This is a genomic window from Epibacterium sp. Ofav1-8, from assembly GCF_022348185.1.
Classification (GTDB): domain Bacteria; phylum Pseudomonadota; class Alphaproteobacteria; order Rhodobacterales; family Rhodobacteraceae; genus Epibacterium.
Genome location: NZ_JAKRFD010000003.1, coordinates 408,871 through 427,430, shown reverse-complemented (window position 1 = coordinate 427,430; position 18,560 = coordinate 408,871). Strand labels below are relative to the sequence as shown.

Genomic DNA, 18,560 nt, shown 5'->3' with positions numbered 1-18,560 from the left:
CCCAGCTTCGGCTCATGTTTCCCCTGCGCGACCACAATCCCTCCGGCCGAACCCCTTATGTCGTCTATCTTCTGATGGCCGCCAATATTCTCGGCTATCTCTGGTATTCCACCAGCTTTCCCGGTGATCGTGGGCTGGCGATGTTCTACGGGGCCTTTGCCGCCGTCCCGCGCGAGATCATGTCCGGCGAGGCGCCGCTGACCCTGCTGACCTCCATGTTCATCCACGGCGGAGTGATGCATCTGGCGGGCAACATGCTGTTCCTGTGGATCTTTGGCGACAATATGGAAGACGAGATGGGCCATCTGCCATTCCTGCTCTTCTACCTCGTCTCCGGCGTGGGGGCGACGCTGGCCCATGTCGTTTCGGCCCCCATGTCCCCGGTGCCACTGGTGGGCGCATCCGGCGCGATTGCCGGTGTCATGGGCGGGTATCTGCTGCTGTTCCCAAAGGCGCGGGTGGACATCCTGATCATCCTGATCGTGTTCTTCCGCATCATCCCGGTGCCCGCCTTCGTCATGCTGGGCCTCTGGCTCGGGATGCAGTTCCTTGGCGGCCTCAACGCGGATCCAAATCTCGGCGGTGTGGCCTACTGGGCCCATGCGGGTGGCTTCCTGATCGGCCTCGCGCTCACCCTGCCCCTGTGGCTCAAGCGGGGCGGTCCCCGGTTCTGGACCCGAACCGCCGGCCATCCGCCCCACCCGGAGACCCGCTACAGCGTGACCCGCGTCCCGCGCGTGCCGCGGCACCCTCCGGCGCGCAGACCCGGCCCCTGGGGCAAATGAGCGCCGCGGTTGCCGCGCCATACGACCTCCGTAGGATCCAAGATCACGGTGCGCACACAGGTCTGGCGCCTGCCCTTCCGCAAGAGGCCTCCGCCCGGCGTTGACGGGCACGCCTTTGTACCAGGCCGGTGCAGGACGCAAGACCATCCGCGCAATCTGTGCTATGCTGCCTGAACGACACCGACAAAGCCGAGGCAGCCACAGGCCGGGGACCCCACGCAACGGAGGGAGACCCAGCCTATGATTATGCGTATTTTCCAGGTCGTCACACATCCCGGCAAAGAAGCCGAATTTGCCGAGTTCTTTCACCACACCGCGATCCCGATGATGAAAGCCACCCGCGGGGTCGTCTCCGTCTTTCCCGGCACGGCGCGCCATGACAGCCCGCGGGACTTCAGCCTGGTGATGGTCTGGGAAAGCCTCGACGCGCTCAAGGCGTTTGTCGGCGAGGAGTATGACAGCCCTCACATCGACCCCGCAGAAGCCGACCTGGTGCAGTTTCGCACCATCAAACACTATGAATTTGTCGCCACGTGACAGGATCCCACCGGCGGGTGGCCACAATAGAAAACACCCCGGACCGCAGAGGCAGGCCGGGGCGTATCATGTTTTCGGATCGACCAGGGACGACAGACACCCGGGGCGGATCATCCCGCCCGTCGCGGATCTCAGCCGCGGATCACCTTGGTGAAATTCTCAAAGATCGGCTCGTTCGAACAAATCACCTCACCGCTGTCGAGGATCGTGTTCTCGGGGTCAAGCGCTTCGCAGAGGCCGCCGGCCTCCTTGACGATGATGATGCCCGCAGCCAGATCCCAGCTGTTCAAACGGCGTTCCCAGAACCCCTCGTAGCGCCCGGCAGCCACATAGGCCATGTCGAGCGCCGCCGCGCCCCAGCGCCGCACACCGGCACAGGCGGGCATCAGGCGCGCCAGATCCTGAAGCGTCTCGGGCAGGTCGGCGCGACCGGCAAACGGCAGGCCGGTGGCAAAGATCGACTCGATCATCCGGTGACGTGCAGACACCCGGATGCGGGTCTCGTTCATCCAGGCGCCGGCGCCTTTTTCGGCAAAGAACATCTCGTCCTTGGCGGCATCATAGACCACGCCCGCGACGATCTTGCCCTTGTGTTCAAGCGCGATCGAAATCGCCCAATGCGGCAGGCCGTGCAGAAAGTTGGTGGTGCCATCCAGCGGATCGACAATCCAGCGCCGGGTCGGATCTTCACCGGGGATCTCACCGCCCTCTTCGGCCAGCCAGCCATAGGTCGGACGCGCGCCCATCAGCTCGTCTTTGAGGATCTTCTCGGCGGCGATATCGGCGCGGCTCACAAAATCTCCGGCCCCTTTGGTCGAGACTTGCAGGTTCTCAACCTCGCGGAAATCCTTCACCAGGGAGCGGCCAGCCTTACGGGCGGCCTTGATCATGACGTTGAGATTTGCGCTACCAATCATTGTACGAGGTGTCCTTGCGGGGGGAGATGTCGGTCAAAGGCTGCCCATACACGTCCCGCGCCCAAATGCCAAGGGCGAAACCGGCCTGCGCGGGTGTTCGGGTAAACTGTGGGGATGCAGGCGGGCGCAGGGCCAACGACGCGGCGCACTTATTCGGGCGGTGGATTGGTCACATACGATGTGACACGCCATGTGACCTGCCCGCGCGCTGCCCCGTCCCGCCCAGCGTGCCGCGCCGAGTGACACTGAACGGTTTCCGATCCTGACGGATCGGACCAACGCGGGCCGAGCCTTGCGGCCCGGCCCGCGAGGACACCGCAGACACACGAGACCGCCCCAGACTCAAACGTCGATAAAGGCGCCCGCGCCGCGCCAGCGGCGCGCGGCCCAAGGGGGTAAGGGGTCTGACAAAGCCAGGGCCTGCGACCCGCGCGGGAGCCCGCCGCCCGCTGCAAGCGCATGATCGGGTCGATGCAAAACCTTGCCGCCCCGACAGAACGCCCCCTTGCCAGCTATCATCTTGCCAGCACACCACAAAGTCCCGTTACCGCTGTTGCAGCTTGCGCGCCTCCACGCGCGCCAGGCGGATCAGGTCCTGCATATAGGGCTTGCCCTCATCCTCGCTGCGGATCGCCGCATAGAGCCTGCGGGTGATCCCCTGTGACGTCAGCGGCCGGGTCACATAATCGGAGGAGTATTTCACCTCCCGCACCACCCAGTCGGGCAGCACGGATACACCGCGATTCGACGCCACCAGCAGCAGGATCACGGCGGTCAGCTCCACCTTGCGGATGCTGGCCGGCTCCACCCCCGCGGGGATCAGCAGCTGGCTGAACACATCCAGACGGGTGCGCTCCACCGGATAGGTGATCAGCACCTGGCCCCGGAAATCCTCCGCCTCGATATGGGATTTCGCCGCCAGCGGATGCTGCGCCGAGGCGACGAAGACGGGGTTGTAATCAAACAGTTCGATAAAGGTGATCCCCGTCATTTCCTCCGGATCGGAGGACACCACCAGATCCACCTCTTCGCGCATCAGCGCGGGCATCGCCTCGAACGCAAGCCCCGGGCGGATGTCCACATCCACATCGCCCCAGCTCTTGCGGAACCCTTCCAGCACCGGAAACAGCCACTCGAAACAGGCGTGACACTCGATCGCGATATGCAGCCGCCCCGCCTCTCCATCGCGAAGCGCGGTGAACTCTGCCTGGGCCGCCTCCACCTGCGGCAGGATCTGCTCTGCCAGACGCAGCAGACGCATGCCCGCCGCCGACAGCTTCATCGGCTTGGATCGGCGCTGGAACAACTCCACCCCCGCCTGCTCTTCCAACCCCTTGATCTGGTGACTGAGCGCACTCTGAGTGATGTTGAGCTGATCGGCAGCCCGCGCCAGACCGCCTGCCTCGTGGATCGCCTTGATGGTGCGAAGATGCCGGAACTCGATGTGCATCCTACGATGGGCCTCATGTTGTTCTTGAGAAATATGAATTTGATTCATTGATAGCCCTCATGTGACAAGGGGTCAAATACGGTGCGACCGTTTCGGCAACGAATGCGACACCTGACACCACATATGGGGCACATCGCGGCCCAAACGCCCTGCGCACAGCGCTCCGAGGAGACCAAGACAGTGACACAATCCAACACCACCCCCGAGATTTCCTTCGAGTTCTTTCCGCCCAAGAATCTGGAAGCCTCCTTTCGCCTTTGGGATACGGTTCAATCCCTGGCGCCGCTGGCGCCGCGCTTTGTCTCCGTCACCTACGGGGCCGGTGGCACCACCCGCGAATTGACCCGCGACGCGGTGACCACGCTGCACAAGAATTCCGGCCTCAAGGTCGCGGCGCATCTGACCTGCGTCTCGGCGACCCGGGCCGAGACCCTGGCCATCGCGGATCAATATGCCGAAGCCGGGATCACCGACATCGTGGCGCTGCGGGGCGACCCGCCCAAGGATCAGGGCCGGTTTGCCCCGACGCCGGAGGGCTTTGCCTCCTCCGTGGAGCTGATCGAGGCGCTGGCCGCCAAGGGCAGCTTTAACCTGCGGGTGGGCGCCTATCCCGAAAGCCACCCGGAGGCCGCCAGTCAGCAGGCCAATGTCGACTGGCTGAAACGCAAGCTGGACGCGGGTGCCGATGAGGCGCTGACCCAGTTCTTCTTCGAGGCGGAGAGCTTCTTCCGTTTTCGCGACACCTGCGCCAAGGCGGGGATCGACACGGATCGCATCACCCCCGGCATTCTGCCGATCGAGAACTGGTCCGGTGTGCGCCGCTTTGCCGAGGCCTGCGGCACCCATGTGCCGGACTGGCTGGATGCGGCCTTTGAAAAGGCCCAGCGCGATGATCGCTGCGATCTGCTGGCGACCGCCCTGTGCACCGAACTCTGCACGGAGTTGCTGGACGGCGGCGTGAAGAAGCTGCATTTCTATACACTCAACCGGCCGGAACTGACCCGCGATGTCTGTCATGCGCTGGGGGTGACATCGAAAGTCCGCCTCCAGAACGTCGCCTAACCCCGGCTGCGAAACGCAGACAGTATCCACGAGGCCCGGACATGGCCCCACCAGAACAGGCGTCCCGCGCCATCGTGATCGAGGCGGGGCTGCGGCCCGAGCACCGGGCCCTCGCCGCCGAGGACTATTGGCAGGCCTTTGCGCGCAAGCTGCGCTATCCGCTGGGGCCGAAGCACAAGGCCATCGCCTTTTTCGACCGGGTGATCCAGCCGGACCATGCGATCAGTGCGCTGTCGCCCAATGGTGACTTTCTCGGCGCGGCCGGTTTCAAATCCCCCGCCGGCAGTTTCATCGGCGGCAGCTTCCGGGATCTGGCGGGGGTCTACGGGACGCTCGGTGCAGCCTGGCGCGGCGGGCTTGTCAGCTGCCTGGAACGCGACTGCGAGGCAGGCACCCTGCTGATGGACGGGATTTTTGTCGCGCCGGAGGCCCGGGGCTGCGGGGTTGGTACTGCCTTGCTGCACGCGATCCTGCGCCACGCGGAGGCGACCGGACTGACGCGGGTCCGGCTGGATGTGATCGACACCAACCCGCGTGCCCGGGCGCTGTATGAACGCGAGGGGTTTATTGCGCAGCGAGAACAGGCGCTTGACCTTCTTGCGCCGGTCTTTGGCTTTTCCAGCGCCACCGAAATGGTCAGGGCGCTGCCCCGATAGCATGACGCCCCGGGCACAACCGCCTGTCCCGCAGCGCTAATGCGGGCGGTGGCGCATGAACAGGCTCAGCAGGTTGGCAGAGCGGCGCCCCCGGTCCGCGCCATGCACGCTGGGATGGATCCTCTCGCTCGGGTCCTGCCCCACCTTGCGGCGGCTGCGCATGAGAAAGATCTTGCCCCAGCCCGACCAGGTGCCCACCGAGGGCGCATCCGGATCCACCGGAAAGCGCATGCGCCAGTCGCGCGGCAGCGGCAGACCGCACATCTCCGCCCGTTCCAGCATCCAGACCAGAGATATATTGGCCAGCGGGCGGGCCTCTTCGAACCCTCCCAGCTGGCCACCAACATCGCCATGCGCGCCCCGGAACCAGACCTGTTCCAGCTGCCCGGTATAGTCCGGTGTGCTCTCCCACAGGACCGGCGTGTAGACCTCTCGGGTCTCATCCAGGGCCAGAGCCTGGAACCCCGCCTTCACATGCGAGCCCAGACGGTGGTCATGAAACGCATGGCGCACCTCGGCCCAGCGCCACAGGATCGGCAACCGCAGGCCCAGCGCCTTGACCGTATCCCAGACGCCGACCATCTCCACATCGACCGCGTCGTGGCAATGCGCCCGCATGAAGGCGGAGCGCACCTCGCTGCCGCTGCCCAGCTGGTAATGACGATAGGCGGTGCGAATGTGGCGCACGGTGGCGTGTTCGGTCTTCAGCAGGCCGACCGCCCCCAGCATGCCCGCCAGCGAGCGCACCGCATAGGCGCCGCGGGAATAGCCGATCAGAAAGATCTTGTCCCCGGGGCGATAGCGCGAGGCCAGATAGCCATAGGCGCGGCGGATCTTGCGGTTGATGCCGCGCCCCACCATGACATCGGCGGTCTTGTTCCAGCCGGTCCATTGCACCCCGGCCTCGTAGTAGACCGACACCTGCGGTCCCATTTCCTTGCACAGACGGTAGGCGGTGCCGGCGTGGGTTTCCTGTCCGGGCTCCAGCGTCGACATGGTGCCGTCGAGGATGATGACATGACACAGCGGGCCGCGGGTCGCGGTTTCCGAGGATTGTGCGGACAGCAGGCGCGGCCGCCCGAACAATCCCAGAACTGATTTACTCAGCCGCTTGAGGAACATCCCTGATCAACTCCCATAGTTTGACCGGCGTGAACGGCATGTCCACCTGCCGGATGCCCTGATCCCAGAGCGCATCCTGAACCGCATTGGCCACCGCTGCCAGCGCGCCGACGGTGCCGGCCTCGCCACAGCCCTTCATGCCCATCGGGTTCTGGGTCGAGGGCACGGGTTCGGACGTAAAGCCGACCCAAGGCATATCCTCGGCCCGGGGCATGGCGTAGTCCATGAACGTTGCCGTGAGCAATTGGCCATCGGCGTCATAGACCACATGTTCGAGCATCGCCTGCCCGAGCCCCTGCGCGACCCCGCCATGAACCTGACCTTCGGCAAGCATCGGGTTGATCAGATTACCAAAGTCATCGACCACCGTATAGCGGTCCACCCGCGATTGTCCGGTCGCTGTGTCAATCACGACCTCCGCGAGGTGGGCCCCATTGGGGAAAGACCGCCCCGGCAAAGACGCCTCCGCCTGATGGCGCAGCAGATCCGTGCGGCCCCTGTCGCGCGCAAGATCCGCCGCCTCCAGCACAGTCGGCGTGAGGTTCGACCCCGGTGCGCGGAAGGTCTCACCGTCAAAGTCGACAGCACCCTCGTCGACGCCCATTTCTTCGGCCAGGAAGGGGGTGAAGGCCGCGACCATCTTGTCGACCGTGGCCAGGGTTGCATTGGCCTGCGTGGTGACGGAGCGAGAGCCGCCGGTGCCGCCGCCCTTGGCAATGCGGTCACTGTCGCCCTGGATGACCTTGATCGCGCTGACGGGGATGCCGGTCTGGTCCGCAAGGAACGAGGCAAAGACAGTCTCGTGCCCTTGTCCGTTGCTTTGCGTGCCCACGTAGATGTTCACCCGGCCGTCCTCCAGAAATTCGACGTCTGCGGTTTCTGAAGGATCGCCCAAAATACTTTCGATATAGTAACACAGGCCCGCGCCCCGGTAACGTCCCTCTGCCGAATCCGCCGCGCGACGCGCCTCGAACCCGGCCAGATCGGCCTGCTGCACCAGCCGGTCCAGCACCAGATTGAAGTCGCCCACGTCATAGGTTTCATCGGTGACGGTCTTGTAAGGGAACTTTTGCGGGGCGATGAAATTCCTGCGCCGCAGCTCCAGCGGATCAACACCAAGATCCCGCGCCGCCCGGTCCATCACCCGCTCCAGCACATAGATCGCCTCGGGCCGCCCGGCGCCGCGATAGGCATCCACCTGCGTGGTGTTGGTATAGATGCCGTCGACCTCCAGCCAGGCGGTCTGAATGTCGTAAACCCCGGCCAGAACACGGGAAAACAGCTGCGTCTGGATCGGCTGACCAAAGTGGGAATTGTAGGCGCCAAGGTTGCACCGCGTGTGCACACGATAGGCGGTGATCTTGAGATCTTCGTCAAAGGCCAACTCCGCCAGCGAGGTCAGGTCCCGGCCGCCATTGTCGCTCAGCATCGCCTCGGTGCGGTCCGACATCCAGCCGACCGGACGCTCCAGCACCCGCGCCGCATGGGCGACGGCAAAATACTCCGGATAGGGCATCGCCTTCATGCCAAAGCCGCCGCCGACATCCGGCGTCACCACTTGGACGTCAGCCTCAGAGAGGTGCAGCTTCTTTGCAAGCTGCTCCTTCATGCCCCAGACCCCCTGACCGCCAAAGTGGAACTGCAACCGGCCCTCCGCCCAGGTTGCATGACAGCCACGTGGCTCCATCGCGTTCACGATGATCCGGTTGTCTGCCACCTGCAGGCGGACGGTATGAGCGGCCGCGTCAAACGCCGCCGCCGTCGCCGCCTTGTCGCCCAGCCCCCAGTTGAAGGCCCGGTTGTCCGGCGCCTCGGGATGGATCTGCGGCCCTCCCACGGCGAGGTCCAGCTTCACGTCAAGATCGTCATAGTCCAACGCGATCATCTCGGCGGCATCGCGCGCTTGATCCAGGGTGTCGGCGATGACAACCGCCACAGGCTCGCCCACATAGCGCAGGCGGGTGCCGGCCAGCACCGGACGTTCGGGCGCGGCCCCCTTGCTGCCGTCGATGTTCTTGATCACGGTTCCGTCAAGACGGGCCTCGATCCCGGCCTCCACCAGATCCGCCTGGGTCAGAACCAGATGCACCCCGTCGGCCGCGCGGGCGTCCTCGACGTCGAGCGTGGTGATCTCGCCATGCGCCACCGGGCTGCGAAACACATAGGCCCGCAGCGCCCCTTGCGGCATTGTATCCTCGATATAACGCCCCTGCCCGGTCAACAGACGCTGATCCTCGACCCGCGCAAGGGGTTGGCTCTTCCCGAATTTCTCGACGCGTTGGTTCATCAGATGGTTTCCTCTGCCTGCGCTTAGCTCAGGCGGAGCCTAATGCGCCCGACAGGCTTGTCCAGTGATCCCGGACCATGGCGCGGAGAAAATTCTCACCGCCCCCGTGAACCGCCCCTGTGACACGCCCGGGCCGCGCGCCGCGCCCTGCCCCTGTGATCGGCCCCTGTGATCGGCCCCTGTGATCGGCCCCTGTCAGAGGGATTGCGCTGCGCGATGCGCATCGCGGTGGCGCGGGCGCCGTGCCCACAGGGCACGGCGCCCGCTCGGCCCAACGCTTTGCGAGGTCCCGCAGGGGCATCGCCAAAGGGGCGGGAGCTCCCCCTTCCCCGGCGCGCCCGGCCTTGCGCACCGTCAGGGGCTTTGACAGAGGCCACGACAGGCTCCGGGGCCCATCACCTCGCCGTTCCGGCTTTGCCGCTGGGCGCGCCCTATCGCCCTCGCTCCCGCCGCTAAATCCAGCGTTTTTCCACAAAAAAATCCCGGACCTCGTGTACCCGGTCAGGTTCGCGGGGTGCGCGTCAGACCTGACCGGGCACGGAAGCCGGGACTTGAAAGAAGGGGGACGCGGTGGGGTGGTGGGTGAGGTGGGGTGCGTCCCTTGCAGACCTTTATTTCAAATAAGACTTAATAGCGGGTTATCATCCCCGGCCCGCTCCGCACGATCCGCGAATTTTCCACGCCGGTTCGGCACTTCCCCTTTGTGGCCGCATTCGGTATTGGAGGAGCAAATGCGGGTCTCAACCCGCCACCTGAGATCAAGAGACGCGACGGACGGGGCATCTGACATGGCACTGGAAAAGACCTTCAACGCAGCCGAGGCGGAGAGCCGCCTGTTTGACGCCTGGGAAAAGGCAGGCTGCTTCACCGCGGGCGCAAATGCCAAGCCCGGCGCCTCCACCTACTGCGTCATGATCCCGCCCCCGAACGTCACCGGCGTCCTGCACATGGGCCATGCCTTCAACAACACGTTGCAGGACATCCTGATCCGCTGGAAGCGCATGCAGGGGTTCGACACCCTCTGGCAGCCCGGCACCGACCACGCCGGCATCGCCACCCAGATGGTGGTGGAGCGCAAGCTGGCGGAAACCCAGCAGCCCTCGCGCACCGAGCTTGGCCGCGAGAAGTTCTTGGAGAAAGTCTGGGAATGGAAAGAACAGTCCGGCGGCACCATCATCAACCAGCTCAAACGCCTCGGTGCGTCCTGTGACTATGGTCGCACCGCCTTCACCATGGCGGGTGCGGCAGGCGACACCCGCACCGGGCATGAGAACTCGCCGAACTTCCACGATGCCGTCATCAAGGTCTTTGTGGAGATGTACAACAAGGGCCTGATCTACCGCGGCAAGCGGCTGGTCAACTGGGACCCGCATTTCGAGACCGCGATTTCCGACCTTGAGGTCGAGAATATCGAGGTCGCCGGCCACATGTGGCATTTTAAGTACCCGCTGGCGGGCGGGGAGACCTACACCTACGTCGAGAAGGACGAGGACGGCAACGTCACGCTTGAGGAAGAGCGTGATTACATTTCCATCGCCACCACCCGGCCCGAAACCATGCTGGGCGACGGCGCGGTTGCGGTGCATCCTTCGGACGAGCGTTACGCGCCCATTGTGGGCAAGCTGGTGGAAATCCCAGTCGGCCCCAAGGAACACCGCCGCCTGATCCCGATCATCACCGATGAGTATCCGGACAAGGACTTTGGCTCGGGCGCGGTGAAGATCACCGGCGCGCATGACTTCAACGACTATCAGGTCGCCAAGCGCGGCGGTATTCCCATGTATCGCCTGATGGACATGAAGGGCGCGATGCGCGCCGATGGTGCCCCCTATGCCGAGGACGCCGCCAAGGCGCAGGCCTATGCCAAGGGCGCTGCCTTCACCGAGAATGAGGTGGATGCCATCAACCTGGTGCCCGATCACCTGCGCGGACTGGATCGGTTCGAGGCGCGCAAGCTGGTGGTACAGGAAATCACCGACGAGGGCCTCGCCGTCATGCAGACCATGACCTCAAAGGTGAAGGATGAGGACGGTAACGAGACCGAGGTCACGCAAACTGTCCCTCTGGTCGAGAACAAGCCGATCATGCAGCCCTTTGGCGACCGCTCCAAGGTGGTGATCGAGCCGATGCTGACGGACCAGTGGTTCGTCGACGCCGAAAAGGTCGTCGGCCCGGCGCTGGATGCCGTGCGCAATGGCGATGTGAAGATCCTGCCGGAGTCGGGCGAGAAGACCTATTTCCACTGGCTGGAAAACATCGAACCCTGGTGCATCTCGCGTCAGCTCTGGTGGGGTCACCAGATCCCGGTCTGGTACGTCCCGGGTGAGGACGACTGGTATCCGATCTGTGCCGCCACCGAAGCCGAAGCGCTTGAAAAAGCCCGCCTGCAATCCGCCGAGGGCACCGAGTTCCGCATTGTTGCAGATCAGCAGGAAGCGGTCGAAATCCTCGCCGAGCAGCGCAAGCTGATGGATGTGCGCACCGAAGGCACCATCCGGAGCTTTGAGGGACCGATGCAGGTGCCGATGTTCCGCGACCCCGACGTGCTGGACACCTGGTTCTCCTCAGGCCTTTGGCCGATCGGCACGCTGGGCTGGCCGGAATGGACCGAGGAGACGTCCAAGTATTTCCCGACCTCGACGCTGGTCACCGGTCAGGACATCCTGTTCTTCTGGGTTGCCCGGATGATGATGATGCAGCTGGCGGTTCTGGACGAAGACCTGCCCGTGCAGGAACGCATCCCGTTTGACACCGTCTACCTGCATGGCCTCGTGCGCGACGCCAAGGGCAAGAAGATGTCGAAATCCACCGGCAATGTGGTCGACCCGCTGGAGATCATCGAAGAATACGGCGCCGACGCGCTGCGCTTTACCAATGCCGCGATGGCGAGCCTTGGCGGCGTGCTGAAACTGGATATGCAGCGCATCGCGGGCTATCGTAACTTCGGCACCAAGCTGTGGAACGCCGTGCGCTTTGCCGAGATGAACGAGGTCTTTGCCGACACCGTGCCGCAGCTGACCGTCGACCAGCTCGCCCCCAAGGCCGCCGTCAACGCCTGGATCATCGGCGAAACCGCCTGCGTCCGCGAGACGGTGGACGAGGCCATGGAGGGCTTCCGCTTCAACGACGCGGCACAGGCGCTTTACGGCTTTGTCTGGGGCAAGGTCTGCGACTGGTATGTGGAGCTGTCAAAGCCGCTGCTGCAAGGCGATGATGCCGAGGCACAGGCCGAAACCCGCGCCACCATGCGCTGGGTGATGGATCAATGCATGATCCTGCTGCACCCGATCATGCCCTTCATCACCGAGGAACTCTGGGGCGCCACCGGCAGCCGCGACACCATGCTGGTGCATGCAGACTGGCCGACCTACACCGCCACCGATCTGGTGAAGCCCGCAGCGGATGCCGAGATGAACTGGGTGATCTCGGTCATTGAGAACACCCGCTCTGCCCGCGCCCAGATGCATGTGCCCGCCGGGCTTTATGTGGATATGCTGGTCACCGATATCGACGCCGCCGGTCAGGCCGCCTGGGACGCCAACGAGACGCTGATCAAACGCCTTGCGCGGATCGAAAGCCTGAGCAAGGTCGAAACCGCGCCCAAGGGCTGCGTGTCGATCTCTGCCCCCGGGGCGTCCTTCCTGCTGCCGCTGGCCGACATCATCGACATCGACGGCGAAAAGGCGCGGCTGGAAAAGTCCCTCGGCAAGCTCGCAAAGGAGCTGGGCGGATTGCGCGGGCGCCTGAACAATCCCAAGTTCGTCGCCTCCGCCCCCGAAGAGGTGGTCGAGGAGGCCCGCGAGAATCTCGCCGCCCGCGAGGAAGAGGAAACCAAGCTCAAGGAAGCCCTCTCCCGCCTGTCGGAAATCGGCTGACCCATCGCAAAATATGCATATCTCACGCCCGGGCCTTTGTCCCGGGCGTTTTTTCTTGTGTCAGAGCGGCTTGAAGGATGTGCATGCGGGCGCTTTCCCCGTGAAATTATCGACAATCACCACTAGGTGGTGATTGCCAAAGCCCGTGTTCTGGTACAGCTTGGAACGCGAAACGACAGAGGCCGGTCACCGGCCCGAAGACAGGTGGGGGAAACATGGCCAAAGGATACTGGGTCGCACATGTCGATATTGACGACATGGAGCGCTACAAGGCGTATATTGAAGCCAACGCAGCCCCCTTTGCCGAATACGGCGCACGGTTTCTGGTCCGGGGTGGCCCCAAGGAAGTCCGCGAAGGTCAGATGCGCAGCCGCACCGTCGTGATCGAATTCAAGGATTTCGCCACCGCCAAGGCCTGCTATGACAGCGTGGCCTATCAGCAGGCAAAGGCGCTGCGCGATCCGGTGTCGACCGGCGACATGGAAATCATCGAAGGCTACGACGGCTGAGCCCGCGCAGAAGGAGTTTGTGATGCTGAAGAAGCTGTTTCAGGCCTTTCGCCCGACCCAGGGCCAATCCCTGCCCGACCCGGATGCGGAGCTGGCGCTGGGGGCGCTTCTGGTGCGGATCGCCCAATCCGACCGCGCCTATCTGCTGGAGGAGATCAGCCTGATCGATCGCATCCTGGCGCGCCTTTACGGCCACAACGCGCTTGAGGCTGCCAAGGTGCGCGCCACCTGTGAAAAGCTGCACGCCGCCGCGCCCGAGACCGACACCTTTGCCCGGCTCATCCGCGAGACCACCGGCCTCGAAGAGCGCCTGGCGGCACTGGATGCGCTGTGGGAAGTGGTGCTGGCGGACAATCGCGAACATGAAGGCGAGATCGAAATTGTCAATGACGCCTGCAAGGCGATGGGCCTGTCGGTGATCGACAACAAACGCGCACGCGACCGGGCGCGCGCCAAATTGGCGACCAGCCCCACACAGCAGGGAGACGCATGATGTTCAAGGAGTTTCTGGACCGGCTGCTGGCCCCTGCCCCGGCGATCCTGCCCGACGAGGATGCCCGGCTGGCGCTGACCGCGCTGCTGGTGCGGCTGGCACGATCCGACAACGCCTATGCGGATGTGGAACGTGACCGGATTGATCGCATCCTGCGCACCCGTTTTGATCTGGACAGCGGTGCCGCCCAGATCCTGCGCGAACAGGGCGAAGGGCTGGAGGCCGCGGCCCCCGACACCGTCCGCTTCACCCGCGCGATCAAGGATGCGGTGCCCTACGAGGATCGCACCGGCGTCATCGAGGCGCTCTGGCAGGTGGCCCTTGCCGATGGCAAGCGTGACGACGACGAGGATGCGCTGATCCGGCTGGCCTCCAATCTGCTGGGGGTGAACGACGTCGACAGCGCCATGGCGCGCCAGCGGGCGGAGGCGCGCACATGATCGCCCTGCTGCCGATGTACGACCGCCCCGAACTGCAACCCGCCAACGATGCCTTCTGGCAGGCGATCCGCGCAGAACTGGGGCGTGGCCCGGAGCATCTGAGCCGTGACCTGGACCTGTGGCAGGCCTGGCGCGCGCCGGATCTGCTGCTGGCGCAGACCTGCGGCCTGCCTTATCGCGCGCGCCTTTATGGCGACGTGGAGCTGGTGGGCACCCCCGACTACGGCCTGCCGGGCTGTCCCGAAGGCCATTACAACAGCGTTGTTGTTGCGCCTGCCGCCCGCAAGGGCGCCCGGCTCGCCGAATTCGCCGGCAGCCGCTTTGCCTATAACGACCCGGTGTCGCAATCGGGCTGGGCAGCGGCGATGATGCGTATGCGCAGCGAGGACATCCTGCCCGGAGAGCTGGTGGAAACCGGCAGTCATCAGGCCTCGGCCGTTGCGGTGGCCGAGGGGCGCGCGGATTTTGCCACCCTGGATGCGCTGACCTATCAGATGCTGTGTGACTACGAACCGGACCTGATGGCGCAGCTGTGCGAACTGGAACGGACCGAACCGACCCCGGCCCTGCCCTTCATCACCGCGCTTGGCGAGGACGCCGCCGCAATCCTCGCCGCCATGCAGCAGGCGCTGGAGACGCTGCCCGAAGAGCACCGCACCCGGCTGCACCTGCGCAAGATCGTGCCGCTGACCCCCAGCGACTACCTCGCGATCCCGACGCCCCCCGGGCCGACGCTGGTGATGGACCGGCTCGCACGGGGGCGCTAACGGCATGGGACCGGCACGGGCTGAGAGCGGGACCGGGCGCCCGCGCCCGGCCATTGCGCTATCTGGCGGTTTCGGGTGCGAAATTGGCATATTGCGGTGGTTTGTCCCCCCTTTGCGCATTGCAATCGCCCGGAAAGTTGGTCCAATAGGGGCCACTTTGCACAATAGCCGGGCGACAACACCTTGACCGACGACACCCCTGTACTCGAAATCCGCGGATTGCATAAATCCTACGGCGACTTGGAAGTGATCAAAGGGGTGGATATCACCGCCAAGCGGGGCGATGTGGTCTCCCTGATCGGCTCGTCCGGGTCCGGCAAGTCCACGCTGCTGCGGTGCTGCAATCTGCTGGAAGACAGCCAGCAGGGGGAGATTCTGTTCAAGGGCGAACCGATCACCTGGCGCGGCACCGGCCTGATGCGCCAGCCCGGCGATTCCAAACAGGTGCTGCGCATCCGCACCAACCTGTCGATGGTGTTCCAGCAGTTCAACCTGTGGTCCCATATGACCATCCTGCAAAACGTGATGGAGGCGCCGCTGACGGTGCTGAAACGCGACCGCGCCGAGGTGGAGAAATCCGCCCGCAAATACCTCGACCAGGTCGGCATCGGCGACAAATGCGACGTCTACCCGGCGCAGCTTTCGGGCGGCCAGCAGCAACGCGCCGCGATCGCCCGCGCGCTGTGCATGGAGCCCGAGGCGCTGCTGTTCGACGAACCCACCTCGGCCCTTGATCCCGAACTGGAACAAGAGGTCGTCAAGGTCATCAAGGATCTCGCCAGCGAGGGTCGCACCATGCTCATCGTCACCCACGACATGCGCATGGCCGCCGATGTCTCCGACCACATCGTGTTCCTGCACAAGGGGCTGATCGAGGAAGAAGGCTGCCCCGACGAGATTTTCGGAAACACCCGCAGCGAACGACTGCGGGCGTTCCTGTCGTCCACGCGACAGGCTCAATAACCATAAACCAGACCAACACCAATAAACGGGAGTAACACTATGAAATCTCTGCTTCTTGGCTCTGCTGCACTGGCACTGTCCGCAAGCTTTGCGATGGCTGACACCATTCGCCTCGGCACCGAGGGCGCCTACCCTCCCTACAACTTCATCAACGACGCCGGTGAAGTGGACGGGTTCGAGCGCGAACTGGGCGACGAGCTGTGCAAGCGCGCCGAGCTGACCTGCGAGTGGGTGACCAACGACTGGGATTCGATCATTCCGAACCTGCTGTCCGGCAACTACGACGCCATCATCGCCGGCATGTCGATCACCGACGAGCGCAAGGAAGTTGTCGCCTTCACCCAGGGCTACACCCTGCCGTCGCCCTCCGCCTATGCCGCCATGGCCGAAGGCGTTGACGTCGAAGGCGGCGTCGTGGCCGCGCAGGCTGCCACCATCCAGGCCGCCCATGTCGCCGAAACCGGCGCCACGCTGGTCGAATTCCCCACCCCCGACGAAACCGTCGCCGCGGTGAAATCCGGCGAAGTGGATGCGGTTCTGTCGGACAAGGACTTCCTGGCGCCGATCGTGGAAGAATCCGAGCTGATCTTCCTCGGTGATGTCTACCTCGGTGGTGGCATCGGCATGGCCTTCCGCCAGTCTGATGACGAGCTGCGCGGCAAGTTCGACGCGGCCATCGCCTCCATGAAGGAAGACGGCACCCTGAACGACATGCTCGACAAATGGGAGATCGAGGGCAAGTTCTGATCGCCCCGATCCTGCACTAAGACAGGGAAAGGGGGCCATGGCCCCCTTTCTCCCTTTCCCCGCACCGCATCCCCGCCCTGCTCTGGCACGGGATGTCGTGTCCGCCCCCGACCCAGAGAAAGAGGCCCGCCATTTTTTCCTATTGCTCTGATCCGGCCAGCCTGGAGGGCTTCCAATGGCTGAGCTGCTATCTGACCACCGGCAAGCACATGGCCTTTTACGTGTCCTTTGGCACAGTGCTGCTGCTGTTGGCGATCACCGCGCCGCTGGCGCTTGCCTTCGGCTTTTTCGGGGCCAGCGCCGCGCGGTCCCGCGTGTTGCCGCTGTCGCTCTTTGGCAAGGGGTATATCGCCATCGTGCGCGGTGTGCCGGACATCGCCTTTTTCCTGTTCTTCGTGATCGCGCTCGATCAGGGCATCGAATGGCTGCGCCACAAGGTCAAATGTCCCGGCTGGGATGAACCGATCCGGCAGGGCAATGACTTTCTGGTCTGCCAGATCGCCAAGATGCCGCTGAACGATTCCCCGCAATGGGTGCATGAGGTCTATGGCTTCAGCCTCGCGGTGCTGACCTTTGCCATCGTTTTTGGCGCCTTTGCCGCCAATGTGCTGTTTGGTGCCATGCGCGCCGTGCCGCGCGCCCAGATGGAAACCGCCGAGGCCTATGGCATGACCCCGCGCCAGTCCTTCTGGCGGGTGCTAGTGCCGCAGATGTGGGTCTACGCGCTGCCGGGGCTGTCCAACCTTTGGATGGTGCTGATCAAGGCAACGCCGCTGTTGTTCCTGCTCGGCGTCGAGGACATCGTCTACTGGGCGCGGGAACTGGGCGGATCAAAGACCGCACGTTTCACCGATTATCCGCATGGCGACTGGCGCATGTGGTATTTCCTTGCCTTGCTGCTGTTCTACCTCGCCTTCACGAAACTGTCGGAGATCGTGCTGGAGCGGATCACCCGCCGCCTGTCCCACGGGCAGGCCACCGTCGCCGGTGAGGCGCAACGCAAGGGTCAGGCAAAAGGAGCCGCGGCATGAGCTGTATCGAAACGCTTCAGGCCTATGCCTTCCGGTCGCTGGGATTTGGCGAGCGCCTGCTGCCGCGCAGTGACTTCACCCTGTGCGATCAATTTGTGCTGATCGGCTCCGGGCTGATCTGGAACGTCTATTTCGGCCTGCTGGCGATCTTGACCGGGTTCTTCTTTGCCAATGCGCTGGCGGTGGCCAAGAATTCCCCGCGGCGCTGGCTTCGCGCCCCGGCCAACGGGTTCATCTTCGTGTTCCGCGGCTCGCCGCTATTCATCCAGTTTTTCTTTGCCTATTTCCTGTTTCTGTCGCTCAAGAGCGTGTCGCCGATCTTCGATCCGCTGTCGGCGGCCTGGCTGGGGGCGCTGATCGTTCTGTTCCTGAACACCTCCGCCTATTCGGCAGAGATCTTCTATGGCGCGCTTCGCTCGATTCCCAAGGGCGACATCGAAGCGGCAGATGCCTATGGGCTGGCAGGATGGAGCCGCTTTCGCCGGGTGATCTGGCCCACCATGATGCGGCTGGCCTGGCCCGCCTATACCAACGAGGCGATCTTCCTGTTCCATGCCACCACGCTGGTGTTCTTCTCGGGCTTTCCCGCCTGGCGCCAGCAGGGGGATGCGCTCTATTACGCGAACTATTTCGCCGACAAGACCTTCAACCCGTTCATCCCCTACCCGATCCTGGCCTTCTACTTCATCCTGCTGACGCTGGTCATCATTACCACCTTCGGGGCGATCAACACCCGCCTGAACCGGCACCTGCCGCAAGACAGACGCGCAAAGATCCGGTTCAAGCCCCAGGTCATTCGCTGACACCACAGGCGGGCTGCGCTAACTCTGGCGCCGCCCGCCTGGCCTAATGTCCCTCACCGCCCTTTTACAACTCTCGCACAAGGGCTCCTGACGGAGCCCTTGCTGTATTCGGGGGC

At 64.1% G+C, this 18,560-nt stretch carries 17 protein-coding genes; 13 read left to right on the top strand and 4 right to left on the bottom strand.

What is annotated here, in order from left to right; all coding sequences use genetic code 11:
* The first annotated feature begins 14 nt into the window (after window positions 1-14).
* Complete coding sequence (locus MHM97_RS07330) at window positions 15-785, top strand: rhomboid family intramembrane serine protease (protein WP_239321344.1); 771 nt, start codon at window positions 15-17, stop codon at window positions 783-785.
* A gap of 240 nt (window positions 786-1,025) precedes the next feature.
* Window positions 1,026-1,322, top strand: coding sequence for an antibiotic biosynthesis monooxygenase family protein (locus MHM97_RS07325; RefSeq protein WP_239321341.1), 297 nt, complete (start codon window positions 1,026-1,028; stop codon window positions 1,320-1,322).
* 131 nt (window positions 1,323-1,453) lie between these two features.
* Here the strand turns inward: MHM97_RS07325 and MHM97_RS07320 are convergent, their stop codons facing one another.
* Window positions 1,454-2,239 (bottom strand): inositol monophosphatase family protein, encoded by a 786-nt coding sequence (locus MHM97_RS07320; RefSeq protein WP_239321339.1) that lies wholly within the window; start codon window positions 2,237-2,239, stop codon window positions 1,454-1,456.
* 544 nt (window positions 2,240-2,783) lie between these two features.
* Window positions 2,784-3,689: a LysR family transcriptional regulator gene (locus tag MHM97_RS07315; RefSeq protein WP_239321336.1), complete on the bottom strand. Its 906-nt coding sequence runs from the start codon at window positions 3,687-3,689 to the stop codon at window positions 2,784-2,786.
* Between the two features lie 180 nt (window positions 3,690-3,869).
* On the opposite strand from MHM97_RS07315, the gene metF reads away from it, so the two are divergent.
* Both metF and MHM97_RS07305 read left to right on the top strand, forming a co-directional pair.
* Window positions 3,870-4,751, top strand: a complete 882-nt coding sequence (metF, locus tag MHM97_RS07310) for a methylenetetrahydrofolate reductase [NAD(P)H] (RefSeq protein ID WP_239321334.1) — start codon at window positions 3,870-3,872, stop codon at window positions 4,749-4,751.
* A 41-nt stretch (window positions 4,752-4,792) separates the two neighbouring features.
* On the top strand, window positions 4,793-5,407 hold the full coding sequence (locus MHM97_RS07305; protein ID WP_239321331.1) for a GNAT family N-acetyltransferase: 615 nt from the start codon (window positions 4,793-4,795) through the stop codon (window positions 5,405-5,407).
* 36 nt (window positions 5,408-5,443) lie between these two features.
* Here the strand turns inward: MHM97_RS07305 and MHM97_RS07300 are convergent, their stop codons facing one another.
* Window positions 5,444-6,529 (bottom strand): DUF2235 domain-containing protein, encoded by a 1,086-nt coding sequence (locus MHM97_RS07300; protein WP_239321328.1) that lies wholly within the window; start codon window positions 6,527-6,529, stop codon window positions 5,444-5,446.
* Window positions 6,507-8,816: a xanthine dehydrogenase family protein molybdopterin-binding subunit gene (locus tag MHM97_RS07295; protein WP_239321325.1), complete on the bottom strand. Its 2,310-nt coding sequence runs from the start codon at window positions 8,814-8,816 to the stop codon at window positions 6,507-6,509. The genes MHM97_RS07300 and MHM97_RS07295 overlap by 23 nt, the downstream gene beginning before the upstream one ends.
* 788 nt (window positions 8,817-9,604) lie before the next feature.
* Between MHM97_RS07295 and MHM97_RS07290 the strand changes: the two genes are divergently transcribed.
* From MHM97_RS07290 to MHM97_RS07250, 9 genes are all read left to right on the top strand, one after another.
* Window positions 9,605-12,691 carry a valine--tRNA ligase gene (locus MHM97_RS07290; protein ID WP_239321322.1) on the top strand — a complete coding sequence of 1,029 codons (3,087 nt, stop codon included), beginning with the start codon at window positions 9,605-9,607 and terminating at the stop codon, window positions 12,689-12,691.
* A gap of 215 nt (window positions 12,692-12,906) precedes the next feature.
* Window positions 12,907-13,200 (top strand): DUF1330 domain-containing protein, encoded by a 294-nt coding sequence (locus MHM97_RS07285; RefSeq protein WP_239321319.1) that lies wholly within the window; start codon window positions 12,907-12,909, stop codon window positions 13,198-13,200.
* A 22-nt stretch (window positions 13,201-13,222) separates the two neighbouring features.
* Window positions 13,223-13,693: a TerB family tellurite resistance protein gene (locus MHM97_RS07280; RefSeq protein WP_239321318.1), complete on the top strand. Its 471-nt coding sequence runs from the start codon at window positions 13,223-13,225 to the stop codon at window positions 13,691-13,693.
* Window positions 13,693-14,133 carry a TerB family tellurite resistance protein gene (locus MHM97_RS07275; RefSeq protein ID WP_239321424.1) on the top strand — a complete coding sequence of 147 codons (441 nt, stop codon included), beginning with the start codon at window positions 13,693-13,695 and terminating at the stop codon, window positions 14,131-14,133. The genes MHM97_RS07280 and MHM97_RS07275 overlap by 1 nt, the downstream gene beginning before the upstream one ends.
* Window positions 14,130-14,900 carry a phosphate/phosphite/phosphonate ABC transporter substrate-binding protein gene (locus tag MHM97_RS07270; protein ID WP_239321315.1) on the top strand — a complete coding sequence of 257 codons (771 nt, stop codon included), beginning with the start codon at window positions 14,130-14,132 and terminating at the stop codon, window positions 14,898-14,900. Before MHM97_RS07275 ends, MHM97_RS07270 begins: the two co-directional genes overlap by 4 nt.
* A gap of 183 nt (window positions 14,901-15,083) precedes the next feature.
* Complete coding sequence (locus MHM97_RS07265; RefSeq protein ID WP_239321312.1) at window positions 15,084-15,863, top strand: ABC transporter ATP-binding protein; 780 nt, start codon at window positions 15,084-15,086, stop codon at window positions 15,861-15,863.
* 39 nt (window positions 15,864-15,902) lie between these two features.
* Entirely contained in the window at window positions 15,903-16,610 is a 708-nt protein-coding gene (locus tag MHM97_RS07260) for a transporter substrate-binding domain-containing protein (protein ID WP_239321310.1), read from the top strand.
* 131 nt (window positions 16,611-16,741) lie between these two features.
* A complete protein-coding gene (locus MHM97_RS07255) occupies window positions 16,742-17,641 on the top strand; it encodes an ABC transporter permease (protein ID WP_239321422.1) in 900 nt (299 codons plus the stop codon).
* A complete protein-coding gene (locus tag MHM97_RS07250) occupies window positions 17,638-18,444 on the top strand; it encodes an ABC transporter permease (protein ID WP_239321307.1) in 807 nt (268 codons plus the stop codon). The genes MHM97_RS07255 and MHM97_RS07250 overlap by 4 nt, the downstream gene beginning before the upstream one ends.
* Window positions 18,445-18,560: the final 116 nt, after the last annotated feature.

Coding starts and splice junctions, on each gene's coding strand:
- MHM97_RS07330 (WP_239321344.1), top strand. CDS start 15: ATGTTTCCCCTGCGCGACCACAATCCCTCCGGCCGAACCCCTTATGTC.
- MHM97_RS07325 (WP_239321341.1), top strand. CDS start 1,026: ATGATTATGCGTATTTTCCAGGTCGTCACACATCCCGGCAAAGAAGCC.
- MHM97_RS07320 (WP_239321339.1), bottom strand. CDS start 2,239: ATGATTGGTAGCGCAAATCTCAACGTCATGATCAAGGCCGCCCGTAAG.
- MHM97_RS07315 (WP_239321336.1), bottom strand. CDS start 3,689: ATGCACATCGAGTTCCGGCATCTTCGCACCATCAAGGCGATCCACGAG.
- MHM97_RS07305 (WP_239321331.1), top strand. CDS start 4,793: ATGGCCCCACCAGAACAGGCGTCCCGCGCCATCGTGATCGAGGCGGGG.
- MHM97_RS07300 (WP_239321328.1), bottom strand. CDS start 6,529: ATGTTCCTCAAGCGGCTGAGTAAATCAGTTCTGGGATTGTTCGGGCGG.
- MHM97_RS07295 (WP_239321325.1), bottom strand. CDS start 8,816: ATGAACCAACGCGTCGAGAAATTCGGGAAGAGCCAACCCCTTGCGCGG.
- MHM97_RS07290 (WP_239321322.1), top strand. CDS start 9,605: ATGGCACTGGAAAAGACCTTCAACGCAGCCGAGGCGGAGAGCCGCCTG.
- MHM97_RS07285 (WP_239321319.1), top strand. CDS start 12,907: ATGGCCAAAGGATACTGGGTCGCACATGTCGATATTGACGACATGGAG.
- MHM97_RS07280 (WP_239321318.1), top strand. CDS start 13,223: ATGCTGAAGAAGCTGTTTCAGGCCTTTCGCCCGACCCAGGGCCAATCC.
- MHM97_RS07275 (WP_239321424.1), top strand. CDS start 13,693: ATGTTCAAGGAGTTTCTGGACCGGCTGCTGGCCCCTGCCCCGGCGATC.
- MHM97_RS07270 (WP_239321315.1), top strand. CDS start 14,130: ATGATCGCCCTGCTGCCGATGTACGACCGCCCCGAACTGCAACCCGCC.
- MHM97_RS07260 (WP_239321310.1), top strand. CDS start 15,903: ATGAAATCTCTGCTTCTTGGCTCTGCTGCACTGGCACTGTCCGCAAGC.
- MHM97_RS07250 (WP_239321307.1), top strand. CDS start 17,638: ATGAGCTGTATCGAAACGCTTCAGGCCTATGCCTTCCGGTCGCTGGGA.